Origin of the sequence: Lacticaseibacillus salsurae, from assembly GCF_045862175.1 — a bacterium.
Classification (GTDB): domain Bacteria; phylum Bacillota; class Bacilli; order Lactobacillales; family Lactobacillaceae; genus Lacticaseibacillus; species Lacticaseibacillus salsurae.
On sequence record NZ_BAAFZI010000025.1, the window covers coordinates 1 to 13,799 of the forward strand.

12 protein-coding genes are annotated in these 13,799 nt (G+C 48.0%); 2 read left to right on the top strand and 10 right to left on the bottom strand.

Annotation, left to right across the window (positions count from 1 at the left end; translation table 11 throughout):
• Positions 1 to 188 precede the first annotated feature (188 nt).
• The 3 genes from ACKTSG_RS08460 to ACKTSG_RS08470 form a co-directional block, all read right to left on the bottom strand.
• A complete protein-coding gene (locus ACKTSG_RS08460; RefSeq protein ID WP_407893798.1) occupies positions 189 to 929 on the bottom strand; it encodes an amino acid ABC transporter ATP-binding protein in 741 nt (246 codons plus the stop codon).
• Complete coding sequence (locus ACKTSG_RS08465; protein WP_407893800.1) at positions 926 to 1,636, bottom strand: amino acid ABC transporter permease; 711 nt, start codon at positions 1,634 to 1,636, stop codon at positions 926 to 928. The genes ACKTSG_RS08460 and ACKTSG_RS08465 overlap by 4 nt, the downstream gene beginning before the upstream one ends.
• A gap of 118 nt (positions 1,637 to 1,754) precedes the next feature.
• A complete protein-coding gene (locus ACKTSG_RS08470) occupies positions 1,755 to 3,158 on the bottom strand; it encodes a DHA2 family efflux MFS transporter permease subunit (protein ID WP_407893802.1) in 1,404 nt (467 codons plus the stop codon).
• Positions 3,159 to 3,695: 537 nt separating this feature from the next.
• Between ACKTSG_RS08470 and ACKTSG_RS08475 the strand changes: the two genes are divergently transcribed.
• Positions 3,696 to 3,986 carry a hypothetical protein gene (locus ACKTSG_RS08475; protein ID WP_407893804.1) on the top strand — a complete coding sequence of 97 codons (291 nt, stop codon included), beginning with the start codon at positions 3,696 to 3,698 and terminating at the stop codon, positions 3,984 to 3,986.
• Between the two features lie 124 nt (positions 3,987 to 4,110).
• Here ACKTSG_RS08475 and ACKTSG_RS08480 read toward each other — a convergent pair whose 3' ends face one another.
• The 5 genes from ACKTSG_RS08480 to ACKTSG_RS08500 form a co-directional block, all read right to left on the bottom strand.
• Positions 4,111 to 4,596, bottom strand: a complete 486-nt coding sequence (locus ACKTSG_RS08480) for a DUF2798 domain-containing protein (protein ID WP_407893806.1) — start codon at positions 4,594 to 4,596, stop codon at positions 4,111 to 4,113.
• Positions 4,597 to 4,758: 162 nt separating this feature from the next.
• Entirely contained in the window at positions 4,759 to 6,219 is a 1,461-nt protein-coding gene (locus tag ACKTSG_RS08485) for a PH domain-containing protein (RefSeq protein ID WP_407893808.1), read from the bottom strand.
• Complete coding sequence (locus ACKTSG_RS08490; RefSeq protein ID WP_407893810.1) at positions 6,209 to 6,673, bottom strand: PH domain-containing protein; 465 nt, start codon at positions 6,671 to 6,673, stop codon at positions 6,209 to 6,211. The genes ACKTSG_RS08485 and ACKTSG_RS08490 overlap by 11 nt, the downstream gene beginning before the upstream one ends.
• A gap of 111 nt (positions 6,674 to 6,784) precedes the next feature.
• The gene (locus ACKTSG_RS08495) at positions 6,785 to 7,108 is read right to left on the bottom strand and encodes a hypothetical protein (protein WP_407893812.1); all 324 of its coding nucleotides are present in this window, start codon (positions 7,106 to 7,108) and stop codon (positions 6,785 to 6,787) included.
• A 66-nt stretch (positions 7,109 to 7,174) separates the two neighbouring features.
• The gene (locus tag ACKTSG_RS08500; protein WP_407893814.1) at positions 7,175 to 8,512 is read right to left on the bottom strand and encodes an MFS transporter; all 1,338 of its coding nucleotides are present in this window, start codon (positions 8,510 to 8,512) and stop codon (positions 7,175 to 7,177) included.
• Positions 8,513 to 8,699: 187 nt separating this feature from the next.
• On the opposite strand from ACKTSG_RS08500, the gene ACKTSG_RS08505 reads away from it, so the two are divergent.
• On the top strand, positions 8,700 to 9,431 hold the full coding sequence (locus tag ACKTSG_RS08505) for an MIP/aquaporin family protein (protein ID WP_407893816.1): 732 nt from the start codon (positions 8,700 to 8,702) through the stop codon (positions 9,429 to 9,431).
• Positions 9,432 to 9,537: 106 nt separating this feature from the next.
• On the opposite strand, the gene rpoN is transcribed toward ACKTSG_RS08505, so the two are convergent.
• Together rpoN and ACKTSG_RS08515 are read right to left on the bottom strand one after the other, a co-directional pair.
• Entirely contained in the window at positions 9,538 to 10,818 is a 1,281-nt protein-coding gene (rpoN, locus tag ACKTSG_RS08510) for an RNA polymerase factor sigma-54 (RefSeq protein ID WP_407893818.1), read from the bottom strand.
• A gap of 174 nt (positions 10,819 to 10,992) precedes the next feature.
• Positions 10,993 to 13,734 carry a sigma 54-interacting transcriptional regulator gene (locus ACKTSG_RS08515; RefSeq protein ID WP_407893819.1) on the bottom strand — a complete coding sequence of 914 codons (2,742 nt, stop codon included), beginning with the start codon at positions 13,732 to 13,734 and terminating at the stop codon, positions 10,993 to 10,995.
• Positions 13,735 to 13,799 lie beyond the last annotated feature (65 nt).

Here is a 13,799-nt window from a genome sequence, read left to right on the forward strand (position 1 = left end):
TAGCGTATAAGACCCGCTTGATGATTAACCATCGAGTGGGCGGTGCCGTATCTAAGCAAATTGTGGTCGTCACGCCATCAGGCGCGGCTCTCACAAGCTCCCAGCTTTAGCTGGGAGTGGTTGACGATCTATTGCTATTGTAGCACGCAAAAACCGAGCCGCTATAGCGACTCGGTTTTTGCATGGCGCTATAAGGCAAACGTCATCGAAGCTAAGAAACTTTGGATGCGCGCGTCATCAGAATTGAAAAAGCCGTCTGTCGGGCCGTCATAGCGCATTTTGCCATGTTCCAAAAACAAGATCTTGTTGGCCACTTGTTTGGCAAAAGCCATGTTATGGGTCACGATGATCATCGATTGATTTTCATTGTGGATCTTTAACAACACTTTCAACACTTCCAGTTCTAACTCTGGATCCAAAGCCGAGGTCGGTTCATCCAGCAAAATATAGCGCGGATGCATCGCCAAACTGCGCGCAATGGCCACACGTTGCGCTTGGCCGCCAGAAAGTTGCGCCGGATAGCTGTCGGCTTTGTCGGCTAAGCCCACTTGTTGCAGCAAGTCGCGCGCTTCTTTTTCCGCGTCGGCTTTAGGGGTTTTAAGCACATGCACAGGGCCTTCGATCAGGTTTTTCAACACGGTCAAATGCGGAAACAAGTTGAAGCTTTGAAACACCATTTCGGTAACTTGCCGCGCCGCCAAAGTGGTTTTGCCACTGATCGGTTGGGCATAGTCGATGGTCAAGTCTTCTAAGTGCAAAATGCCAGATTCTGGGCGTTCCAATAAGTTCAAGCTGCGCAAAAACGTGGATTTCCCAGAACCTGATGGGCCTAAGATCACCGTGGTTTGTTCTGCTGGAAACGCCGTGGAAATATGGTCTAACACCACATTATCGCCAAAGCTTTTGGTGAGGTTTTCAACTGAGATCATGCGGCGCCTCCTTGCGTGGTTTGCAGATAAAGACTAGATTTCACTTCTAGCCATTTTTGCAGCCAAGACAACACGGTACAAAATACGGCATAGATCAACGCGACTAATGTGTACATCAACAGCGGCTGATAGTTGGCGGCGGCGATCTGTTGGCTGACTTCAAACATTTCGACGATGGTGATCGAAGCAGCCAAGCTGGTATCTTTCACCAAACCGATAAACGAGTTGGACAAAGGTGGCAGCGCCGTGCGCAGCGCTTGGGGAATAATGATGCGGCGCAACACCAACGAGCGGTTCATGCCGATCGCATAAGCCGCTTCCCATTGGCCTTCTGGCACTGACAACAATGCGGCGCGAACGGTTTCAGCACAATAAGCGCCAGTATTCAGCGAAAAGGTGATGATCCCAGCGGTATATGGGTCAAGCTTGATGCCACTTGGCGCCAAGCCTGGAATGATCAAATAAGGTAAGCCGAAATACACAATGAATAATTGGACCAATAATGGGGTGCTGCGAAACAGCCACACGTAAAATCCGGCGATCCAGCGTAAAATGCTAAATGCACCGCGCTTGGTGCTGATTCGGGTCAATGCCACCACTAACGCTAATGCCAAGCCAATGATAAACGAGATCACCGCGATCGGAATCGTGTACTTCAAACCGGCGACGATTAGCTGTGGCAATGCTTGGGTGATAATTTTCCACATAAATTCGACTTCCTCCTGAAAATACTTATCTTTTGTTCAATTGTACCTTGTTCAAGCCATAAAAAAAACCGCCACGACCAAACGAGCCGGCCTGAGGCGGAATTTCTTTGCGATACGGTTACTTTTTGTTCAAACTTTCAACTTGTGTGGAGAGCACCAAAGCCACGATCGCCAAGATCATGACGAACATGAACCCAGCATGCGTGCCGACAGTCAACCCAGCCACGCCAGCTTGTTGCGCACTGCCAAAGGCGATCAAACTTGTCGCGATCGCAGTGGCCACAGCGCCGACGATTTGTTGCAAGGTGTTTAAAATGGCACTACCATCAGCGCTTAAAGGACCAGCTAAACTGTTCAAGCCGTAAGTTTGGGCTGGTGACATCGCCAAAGGTGCGCCGATCATTAACACCACATGTCCGAAGATCACCCAAGCTAAGCTGGAGTGGGCATTGGCTGTCAACAAGATGCCAACGCCGATGATCGCGATCACAAAGCCGATGCGAGATAACCACTTGGCGCCGTGATTGTCATAAGCGCGCCCAGCCGCTGCAGAAACTAAGGCGTTGACGATCCCACCTGGTAACATGACGATCCCAGTTAACGCCACTGGCAAATGCATGACCCGTTGTAAAAACATTGGCAACAAGTACATCGAAGCCAAGATCACACCAAAATCAAGCATGACCAACAAGGTCCCAACCGTAAAGCGGCGAGTTTTGAACACATGTAAGTTCAACATTGGCTTGGCCATGTGCAATTGACGATGGGCATAAAAGTATAACGCCAACACGCCAATGATCAATGCAGCCAACACTGGCAAGGATAGCCAGCCTTTATCAGAAGCAAAGGTGGCCCCGATGACGATACCGGCAAAGCCGATGGTCGAAGCTAAAATCGATAACCAATCGACTGGCGTATGGGTTTGTTGATAAACATTATCCAAATTGCGTGCCGCAAAAATAAACGCGATCACCAAAAACGGCACAAACAACCAGAAAATAAACCGCCAAGATAACTTGGCCAATAATAACCCAGTGATAGTCGGCCCGATTGCTGGGGCGAACATGATCACTAACGCTGCCATCCCCATGACAGCACCGAGTTTATGCGGTGGGAAGATCTGTAACGCCACACTAAACATCAAGGGCAATACTAAGCCAGTCCCGATACCTTGGATCATCCGGCCTAACAGCACCATTGGGAAAGCCATCCCTAATGCGGAAATGACGGCGCCGACGATAAAGGCCCCTAAGGCAAATAAGACGATTTTTTTAGTGGTAAACCATTTTGTTAATAAACTGGACAGCGGCATGCAGATACCGATCACCAACATATACCCGGTGACCAACCACTGGATCGTGCCTTGGCTGACGTTTAACGCAGTCATCAATGATGGCAGTGCGATATTTAATGCCGTTTCTGAAAACATACCGACGAACGACCCGATCATCAAGCCGACCATCGCCAATGCTGGATGCGCGATTTCAACGCGCGCTTTCGGCATTGCTTGAGATAATTCCATGAATGTTCACTCCTTTGATTAAAACATCGCCAAAAAAAAATAGCCGTATCCGACTAGTAGTTGTTGCGACGCCTAGATAGTCCACTAGGCGTTGCGATGTTTTGATTACCGGTCATCTTAGCAGAAATTGTCCGCGCGTGTAAGTGCAAATTGAAATTTTCAAGAAAAAAGGTTTCAAGAGGGGCGGCGGTGGTTTGGCTTTGGGACTCCGGCTGGTTTGCCGTGGCATGGTGAGGGTCCTCGAAAAAGCTAGCCGGGATGTCTTGCTACGCTCTCCACCCGCCGGATCTTTTCCTGCGGCTTTCTGTAAGCGATAAATCGCTAACAGAAATCTCACGATGCCGCGCCAAACCAGCCTCCGTCCCAAAGCCAAACCACCGCTGGGCGACGACTTAGATATTGCTTGGCTGACACTAGTAGGCAATACCTACTAGTCCAAAGTGATCAGTCAGCGATGACGCGCTAAGCCTGAAAGGTTGTGATTGGAAGGGAACTGGCCAATTTCTGCTGACAATGAAATCAAAGAAGACGTGGATTTTGGCGCCAGCCGTCTGGAGAACTGATGGTTTTTTTCAAGGACGTCAATATGTCATGACTTATGTGTCAACGTATCATAATTTGTTAGTTAACATCACGATCGTAGAAAAGCTGTGGGCGGAGGAGAATTGGCATAACGAAGGGAAACTAGCCAATTGCCGTGAAAGTGAAATCAAGGATGACGCCGGTTTTGGCGGCATGCGCAGATTTCACCGGCAAGTTTTGAAACAGTGGTTTGTGCTGGTTCAAAACTTAGGCGTAAGAACATCGGCGCTTTTTGCCGATTTCTGAAGCCGGCCGCACGGCAACTTGGCCAGTTTCCCGCAGTGGCGCCAATTCCCCATAGCCCACAGCTTTTCGGCGGCAACAAAAAAACGTCAGCCATGAAAGCTCATGGCTGACGCCTTTTCAGATACTATTCAGCTTCGACTGGTTCGACGTTGCGACCTTGAAAGGCGCTTAATGCCTTGCGGGCGATCGGGCCGACGATCAACAGTTGCAATGGCAAAGCCATAAACACGTTGAAGATCCAAGTGTGCAGGTAAGTTAAAACAATGTTACCCGCAAAGTTTTGCGTGACGATCATCCCGAAGGCGGACATCAAAGTGACCATCCCAGCAACCATTAAAATCGAAATGCAGATGCCGATGATGGCAGGCTTTTTTTCCATTTCAGGTTTGAAAATATGATTGAAGAAGATCTTCTTGGCAATGGGGCCAACTAAGCCCAGATCCAAGATCAACGCGATGACCAACGCCATTGGGTAACCTTTCAGCACTTCCAAGATATAACCAGCAGAAAAACCGTCAGATAACGCGACGTTATAGCCGGCCATCACAAACACCATTAAACCAGCCATGATCAAGCTGAAAAAGACTTCTTCTTTAAAATTCTTAGGCACGTGTAAACTCCTCATAAGTGGGTATAAAATTTTGGGAGGTAGAGTCAGTGGCAAGCCACCTATACGGAACCAAGCGACAAAAGGTTGTCACCCACAACAAGGATTAACGTTACCAGAAAAAAACGCCGCGCGTAAGGATTATTTTCAGAAAGTTTCAGAAAGTTAGGCGCGCCGATACCAAGAAAAGATTTGGTCAGCGGTTTCAGCGTTGAGATAGCGCACTTCGACGTCCTCATTGCTGTCGCCGCGGCGAATATTTAATTCCAAATGGGTCAAGCGCTTCGGCGTCATCCACATACTTTGTTTCAATGACATGGCTTGGATGTTTTTGCGGCGCACCACATATTGCGTTTGCGTCCAAAAGCTACCAGTTTGGACCAACAAGGTATAGTCGTCGATGATTGCCACACCGGCAAGCCCGGCGGCATATCGACCTTGTAAGCCTTGTGCGACCAGCCAAATGGCGGCAATGACTAACGCCCAAAGTAGCCAATGCGGTGAAATGCGGCTGATCGCAAAGGCGATGATCGCCACTAACAACAAGTTCCATAACACCAAGTTGCGCACATAATACCAGTGGCTGGCTTTGGGAATAGGCGTTAAGGCAGGCGGCGTTTGTGGCACCCAATCGACAAAGTTGTGCATCATTTCAAAAGCGCGGGAAGCTTTGATCACCGGCAACAATACCAAGTCGTTATCTTTTTCATCATCTGCGGCGTTGCTGGCCAATAACGCTTGAATGGTGGTGAGGTGTAATAAATGCCGCAACAAGCTTTGCCGCAAGCGCACGGCTTGAATGCGACTGCTACGCACAGACACTTCCAAGCGTTTGAAAAATCCGCGCGTTGCCGTTAGGGTATGGGCTTGTTTGGTCAAGGTGAAGTGATAGTAGCGTTGCAACAAGTTTAAATAAGAGATCAAAATCGCAACGGCTAACAAGAAAATCACCAAAATAGCCACAATCAGCGCCGCCAAGTGAGCCAGTTGATCAACGGCATTTTGTTCCCAAGTTTTAGGGATCAAGTCGTCGAGTTTGTCCCAAGCCCAAGCCAGCGCCGCTAAAATCGCCAAAAAGCCCATACTAGTGGCGGCATATAAGTTCAGATCTCGCGCTGAGATCTGATATTGCGCGTCAAAAGCTGGCGTCGTAGGCTGCAACTCAGGTTCGCTAGTCGCACTTGGCGCCACTTGGTGATGCCGATGCGCTTCGATGGCTTGCCCGACTGCAGTTGATACGGCAAACAAGGTGCCAGCGCCGGCTTTGCCATCTTTGCTGGAAGTTTCGATATTTAAGGTTTCTAGGCCAAACGGTTGCAAGAAAAACCACTGCTGATGGCTAAGGGTTTGGATATTGGGATAAGGGATGTGGCGTACTTTTTTGACGAATAAGCCGGAATTGATGGTCACGGCAGTGTCGCCGATTAAATAAGTAAAGCGCCAATAGCGAATCAGCGCTAAACCGGTGGTGAAGGCGACTGCGGCAATGATCCACAGTAGCGTCCACTTAGAAAATCCGTGCCGCGCGCCATCGGAAACCGCCAATAGCAACAGATACCACCACGTTTTGAATTCTGCACCGATCATCACCGGCAAAGCCAACAATGGTAAGCGTTTAGGCGTCATCGCGGGCCTCCTTGGCCAGTTGCATGATCTGCTCACGCAAGGCATCTGCCACTGACACTTCCACGCCAGCGATTTCATGGGTAGTGGCCGCAGTTTGCACTTTGACGCTTTGTAAGTGTTGGCCGCGCAATAGCGGGCCTTGTTCTAAAGTTACATTTTGGATCCTGGCAATGGGGATGGCTTCGGTTTTGCGGAAAATAAAGCCGCTTTGTAACACCACATCATCAGGGGTGATTTGATAACGCCAAAAGGCATAGCGATAAGGGATCAACACCAAGTGACTGCCCACATGGATGACCCCTAACCCCAATGCGATCGCCATCAGCCACCAAGGCCAAGCCCATAAATGGTTGGCCAGCCATAATGCCCCGGCGACATTTACCCATATGCCGCCGTCGATCAGCGCCCGCAAGCGCCAAACGCGTTTGATTTGAACCGGTAGTTGTGTTTGCATGATCACGCCTCCAAGTTGCATTCAGTGTACCAACTGAACGGCGCTTGTGCAATTGTAAACAAGCAAATTCAAGCATAAAAAAATCGGCAGGGGGACCTACCGATCAAAGTTTTACACTAATGGCTCATAAACCAGCTCGACTAATTCTTTGTGGCTGGCGAAGTTGACGCTGACGATGCGCTGTTCTAGGACTTTTTGATATTCTTCCAAGACGTCATAAGGCAGTGGCGTCAGTAAATGGAGATCATCGATGACATCTGCGACAGAATTGGTGGTATCAAAATCGATAAAAATGTCCACCTTGCTGAGGCAATCGGCTAGCAGTTCAGACAGCTCCGCGTCAGGTTTGCCACTGGCGTCGGTGATCACCACTTGTTGATGATTCAGCGGCTGGTGGTCGAATTGGATCAGTTTCAAGGCGTTGAAGACATTCATAGCGATTACTCCTTATGATTTGATTGCCTCAATTTTAGCACAACGCAGCCATCGCGTTGCAAGATTTTACTGGGCTTGTCGCAAGCGCAGCCCTAACAAGCCGCCGATCACCCCGATCACTGCAAAAGTGGCAAACGCCACTTGAAACCCAGCGATGCCGCCAACTTGCGTTAAGATCGCAGTGGCTAAAGCGACCCCTAATGCACCAAGCAGTTGCCGCGCCGTGGTGGTCACCGCAGTCCCATCGGCAAGCCATTTTTTCGGCAAGGCATTAGCGCCAGTGGTCACTGCCGGCATCATCACAAACGCGTTACCAGATTCTGTGACACAAGCGAGCAAAATGGCGCCGATCAATGGCAAGTGACCGGCAAAAATTGCCAGCAACAAAAACCCGCCAGTGATCAAACTCATCCCGATCAACACCACGCGCTTTGGCCCCACAGCATCAAGTAATTTGCCAGTACGCGGATTCAATAACGCCAAGCTGACAGCAGCAGGCACCAACGATAAGCCGGAAACCAGTGGCGATACTTTTAAAATCGTTTGGAAATATAGCGGCATGACCACAGTGGTGACGATCAACGCGATGTATGAGATCCCTGTCAACAAACAAGCCAAGCGAAACTGCGCGGTTTGCAACACTCGCAATTGTAGCAAAGGTTTGGGTTGGTGCCACAAGCGCCGCACGAACCAAACTGCCGCCGCGGCGGCGATCACCAAAACCAAGATCAAACTGATCGTGAAGCCTTGGTTGCTGGCTTCAGAAAGCACATATAATAATGCCGGAAAGCTGGCTGCCAATACGACGCTGAGCCAATCCAAGCGGCTCAAGCTTTGCGGCATCACATCTTGGATCGTGCGCGTTGAGGCGAGTAACACCAATAAACTGACGATCAAAAACAAGCCAAACAAGGCGCGCCAAGAAAACCAGGTCAACAACACCCCAGAAATGATGGGGCCGACTGCCAAAGCCGAGCCCATCACCAAGCCGGCGATGCCCATCACCGCGCCGCGCTTGGCTTGTGGGGTGATGGTCAACAACACAGTTTGAAAACTTGGGAAAATAATGCCGACCGCTAACGCTTCTAGTAATCGTCCGATCATCAACACGCTGAAACTTGGTGCCCAAATACATAGTGCAGTGCCGACGCCAAAGGTGATGACGACGGCTTGAAAGAGTCGCTTGAAGCCGATATTGTTTAATAACCATGGTGACACTGGGATCATTAAGCTCATCACCAACATAAAGCCAGTGGTCAACCAGGCCACCGTGCTGGCGCCTAAGTGAAACGCCTGCATGAAAGCTGGATACGCCGTGCTTAACGCCGATTGCGAAATCGACATCGAAAACGTGCCAGTCAGTAACGTGGCGACAAAGGCGCGTCTTGATTTTTCAGTTAACATTTTCCTACCTCCAAGTCGATTATAGGCGTAATGTTCGGCTTTTGCGTCACTGTAAGCGGCATCTTTTGAAAATAAGCCAAGAAATTTTCAGCCAACTTACATAAGTTATTTACTATGCTTCCATAAGTTGATATTATGTCATCATATGCTTATTTCAGAAAACTAACCTGGAGGAAAACAAAGAATAATGACGTATGATCTTGGCGTGCGCCTTGCCGCCGAATTCATTGGCACGGCAATTATGGTTGCGCTTGGTAACGGTTCGGTTGCCAATGTAGACTTAAAAGGGACTAAAGGGAATGGTTCTGACTGGATGTTGATCGCTTGCGGATACGGCGCAGGGGTCATGATCCCTGCGATGATCATCGGTGGGATCTCAGGCAACCATATCAACCCAGCGTTCACCATTGGGTTGGCGGTATCGGGGATGTTCCCATGGCAAGAAGTATTGCCATACATTTTGGTGCAAATGGCTGGGGCCATGTTTGGCCAGTTATGTGTCTATGCCGCTTATGAACCCCATTATGATCTGACCACCAATCCCCAACATATCTTAGGGACGTTCAGCACGATCAACGCCACCAAAAGTCAGCTCAACGGTTTCATCAACGAATTCATCGGCTCATTCATCTTATTCTTTGGGGCGTTAGGCATCACCAAAGCGCCATTTTTCGCCAATAACTTAGGTACTGCCCACATGGCACTTGGCTTTTTGGTCGGGACGTTGGTCGCTTCATTTGGCGGACCAACTGGGCCAGCCTTAAACCCAGCGCGTGACTTAGGCCCTCGGATCTTGCATGCTTTGTTGCCATTGAAGCACAAAGGCGGCTCTGATTGGGGTTATGCTTGGGTGCCAGTGGTGGCGCCGATCTTGGCTTCCATTTGTGCCATTGCATTATATAAAAATGTCTTCATGTAAACGACTGACTGCCTAGCGATAGGCAGTTTTTTTGTTGAGAAAGGCACGATCGTATGTTGACGAAAAAAATCCTTTGCTCAACTTTACGAGCAAAGGATCTGTTTCGTCATTTTTTACGCTCTCTTGCCGAAGCGATCCCGGCTTCTTGGCGGTACTTGGCCACTGTACGTCTAGCGATCACAAAACCTTGGTCAGATAAGGCTTTGGCAAGGGCGGCATCGCTAAGGGGTTTGGCTGGGTCTTCTTGTGCGACGGCTGCTTTTAAAGCGGCTAACAGTTGGGCAGTTGAACGACTTTCACCAGCAGTTGCCGGACTATAGCGGGAAAAGAACATTTTCAATGGGTAAACACCGTGATCTGTTTGCAGATATTTGTTATTGATCGTGCGCGATACTGTCGATTCAGACAATTGCAGACGCTGAGCAATATCGCGCAACAACAAAGGCGCTAATGGTAAACTGGGATCTTTGAAGTACTCAAATTGCGCTTGGATAATTGCGCGGCCGATCATGATCAATGTTTCTTGGCGCCGCTGCATCGCATATTCAAGAGATTGAAATTGAGCTTTCTTTTCTCGCAGATAACGTTGAACTTCACTATCATTGGTGGCGCTGAGTCGCTCGTAGGTGGCTTGGGCAAAAATGAGTTCAGGTTGGCTGTGGCGATTGAGCGTTAATGAAGCTTTACCATTTTTTATTGTCAGTTTCAGCTCAGGAACAATGTATTCAATTTGGGTACGCCCATAGGCTGCGCCGGGATTTGAAGTCAGGGTTTGAATATAGGCGACACAGTCGTCAAGCTGTGTTCGCGAAAGTGTTAGGTTGACTTCTAGGTCATGCCAACGATGCTTGACCAAATCATCAAAGCTATCCTCTAACAAGGCCAAAACCCCTTCTGGAATTTGGTCTGGGTCTTGCTCGGCTTGTAAATACAGACATTCTTGCAGATCTCTGGCCCCGACGCCAGGTGGATCAAGGCGCTGCAACAAGGTGACTGCATCTAATACTTCAGTCATGGAAAGACCGAGTGCCTCGGCAATTTCATCATTGGTTAAAGCCAGATAGCCACGCGGGTCAAGTTGCTGGATCAAATAAATGACGATTTGACGTAAGTGGGTAGCTCGCATGGTGAGTTGAACTTGTTCAAGCAAATAGGTGAATAATGAAGGTTGCTGGGCTTCAACTTGCGGGCTGTCAGCTTCAGGGAGCCGGTGGTCTAAGGTTGTATGAACACTGATCAACGGATTGGCCATACTTATGTCTTCAAGATAAGTGGTGAGATCGATGGCATCAAGTTGTAGGATCAAAATCGATTGGCGCATACCTTGTGAAAGACTTAAGCTTTGACTTTGCGATTGGTTCAGTTGAAACCCTTGTGAATCACTCATGCCACTCATCCTTTCGTTGAATTTGTTAGGGGGGTGCTCCCTTCAATTAGATACAAGCAAGAAAGATGCCAAAATGTGTCGAGTATCAAGACACAATAACAACAAAGCCAAACGATCAATAGCAAATCGCTTGGCTTGATGTGTCTTATTGGTTCTAAGCGCAGTCTGGATGGTTTAATTGTCGCCAAAGACGATGTCGTACAAATAGTTGATCTCGCCATCTGGGACAACGACGGAGTAAGTTTGTTCGATGTCACTTAAGGAACGTTTGATTTGGGCTAAACCGCGGGAACGTGAATTAACGTCTTTTGGCACATACATCAACGGCTCATCGTTGCGGATCAAACGCTCGATCAGCGCTGAAATGTGCACGTATAAGGTGGAACGTTGACTGTTGGAAAGGTGGATCTGCGCGCGGTCTTCAAGGTTTTCGATCATTTTCCCCACGGTATTGATCACTTTATGGGCATCTAAGATCGTGACCGCAGATAACAGACGTTCCAGCGAAAGATTTTGGATCAGCTTGTCATTGATAGTCGATAGTACTGCCGGATCTTTCACATCTGGAAACAAAATATGCAACACGTCACGGCCTTCAGACGAGACCAAAGTTTCCAATGAGATATATGGCACATGTTTGAGTTTCGGGTCGTTGGTACCGACAACGGCAACGACGTGATATTGCTTAAACATTTGGGCTTGTTCACCGTGATCGCGTAAAAAGGCGAAATCTACAGACTCCACTTGGTAATCCAGAGATTCAGGAATGCTTTGCTCCAAGAAGGCTTGAATCTGCCGAGCTGAACCCACTCCAGTATGGCAAGTGGTGATGATCATTGGCTTTTTTTCGATCACCGGATAAGTCAGTTTGAATTGAGGTAGCAATTCTTTTTGGGTGCGCTGGCCGATTTCATCCAAGCTGGCCCCATTTTGGATCAAGTCACCGACAAATAAAGCTTCTTGGGTGGAAACGTTACTCATTAACAGTAAAGGCCCTGTTTGCAGTTCACCTAGTGTTTCTGGCAAGATCATCAAAGAACCCATGTCAACTAAAACGATCAGTCCTTTGCTGCAGTCATACTTGGTGACATAAGAGATCAAGAATTCTTTGACTTGATCAACAGATACTGTCAAAGGCATGTCATAGGCGTCAAAAATTTTGCGATTCAGCATTTGGTTGGCGACATCAGCGATCGAACTGGCGGTTGAAAAGCCATGAGCCAAGATCAAAGCATGTTGCCCCAACTCTTCGGCATTGAGTTGCAAGCTAAATAAGTATCCCAGTAACAACAAGCGATTCATGGCATCTAAGCGAAAATCCAGCTTGGTGCGAACCAGATCCAAAAAGGCTTTGAGGATCTGATTTTCAACTGTGGCGTGCTCTTGCATGAATTTCAATAAATGGTTGATTTTTTCTTCGTTGGCTGGCGTCAAGGTGATGTCAAAGTCATGTTTGCGATACATGAAATTGGCGATCGCAACGACAGCATTACCTTTGATCTTCACAAAAAAGCTTGAGTTGAGGTAATCAAATAATCGCTGGATCACTGAGGTCATGTACTTGAGTGATTCGTTTTCGTAGCGTTGATCTTGGTGCACCATTTGATCCATTAGTGCGGCGGTTTCACGCGCTAACTTTTGCTGGACCAAATCAGCGCCTAGACGATGGTGCTCAAGGTCCATATCGAGTTGGATGAATTTTTGGATCAAGGTATTCACTTGAGAGTTATCATCATGCCAAGTACGCAAATAGTCGCTGAGCTTGTTTGTCGGGGTGAATACCACAGCTTCTTGGGCGATGGTTTCTTGTTCATTGACAGCCAGTAAGTTAGTCAACAAGCCATTACCAATATTTTCCGTCGAAACCATTAACGTTTGATCTTGTCGATTTTCGCTGAAGACATGGGCACAAATGATCCGCACATCATTGCGTAACTCACCAATGTTGGCTTTGTATTGGCGGTTATATAAGCGGTTGATGATCCAAGGACTAACTGACAAGGTGCGATTCAAACGTTGCGCTTCATTTAAAAAAGCCATGTAAATGTGGCAACGTAGCTCGATTTTAGAGCGATCGTTAAGATCTGGGATCCTAACGGCGATCGGCACGCGACGCATGAAGGTCTGCAAAAAAGTTTCTTGCAAGTTTTCCGTAGTGGCAAACACTAGCCGCACAGTGGCTTTGCGAGGCTTTTGGGTATCGCCCATACGCATAAAGGTGCCAGTATCCATAAATGCAAACAATTTCTCTTGGCTTTCTGGATCAAGGCGATGGCACTCATCCAAAAATAAGATTCCGCCATCTGCTGATTCTAGCAGCCCGGGCATATCCGTAGTTGCACCTGTGAAGGCGCCTTTAGCGTAGCCAAACAGATTGCTCGACAGTAATTCGGGGTTGTGATAATACTGGGCACAATTCAGCGTCAAAAATGGTGCGTTAGGTTTAAGAATTCCTGCTTGAATGCAGTATTGATAGGACAATTCCGCCAGATAACTTTTCCCGACCCCAGTGCTACCAGATAAAATAAACGGCAAACCGGCAGGTGGATAAGCGAGTGCAGTCTTGATGTGATCGATATCTTCTTTCATGCTTTGGTCGCTACCAATGAATGATCGAAACACATTATCCTTGCTAGCTTGTTCAGCAAGCAACTCGTCTAATGACGCATACACATCCAAGCGTGGCGTGAAAAATTGACTGCTGAAAGCTTCACGATCAGCGAAATATGTTGGCCGTGATTTCACTTGGATCACCAAGTGCTGTTTTAATAAGTCATTGAGATATTGACTGGTGGTATTGCGACTTAATGACAAGGCTGCGGCAATGGCTTCAGTGGTGATATTTTTTAAATCAGGTAACGTTGATGCTGTGGTGGTGGCATTTTGAACAACTGATTTGACATCTTCTATTCTCATCTCAGAAATCCTTTCGACACAAAATGGGACTGTCGTATTTCCGTCGACTAAATGATAACATGTCC

Bases quoted from the DNA above. Each gene is read 5' to 3' on its own strand.
- ACKTSG_RS08490 (WP_407893810.1), bottom strand. From the start codon at position 6,673: ATGCAAACACAACTACCGGTTCAAATCAAACGCGTTTGGCGCTTGCGG.
- ACKTSG_RS08460 (WP_407893798.1), bottom strand. From the start codon at position 929: ATGATCTCAGTTGAAAACCTCACCAAAAGCTTTGGCGATAATGTGGTG.
- rpoN (WP_407893818.1), bottom strand. From the start codon at position 10,818: ATGAGTGATTCACAAGGGTTTCAACTGAACCAATCGCAAAGTCAAAGC.
- ACKTSG_RS08500 (WP_407893814.1), bottom strand. From the start codon at position 8,512: ATGTTAACTGAAAAATCAAGACGCGCCTTTGTCGCCACGTTACTGACT.
- ACKTSG_RS08485 (WP_407893808.1), bottom strand. From the start codon at position 6,219: ATGACGCCTAAACGCTTACCATTGTTGGCTTTGCCGGTGATGATCGGT.
- ACKTSG_RS08505 (WP_407893816.1), top strand. From the start codon at position 8,700: ATGACGTATGATCTTGGCGTGCGCCTTGCCGCCGAATTCATTGGCACG.
- ACKTSG_RS08470 (WP_407893802.1), bottom strand. From the start codon at position 3,158: ATGGAATTATCTCAAGCAATGCCGAAAGCGCGCGTTGAAATCGCGCAT.
- ACKTSG_RS08495 (WP_407893812.1), bottom strand. From the start codon at position 7,108: ATGAATGTCTTCAACGCCTTGAAACTGATCCAATTCGACCACCAGCCG.
- ACKTSG_RS08465 (WP_407893800.1), bottom strand. From the start codon at position 1,636: ATGTGGAAAATTATCACCCAAGCATTGCCACAGCTAATCGTCGCCGGT.
- ACKTSG_RS08515 (WP_407893819.1), bottom strand. From the start codon at position 13,734: ATGAGAATAGAAGATGTCAAATCAGTTGTTCAAAATGCCACCACCACA.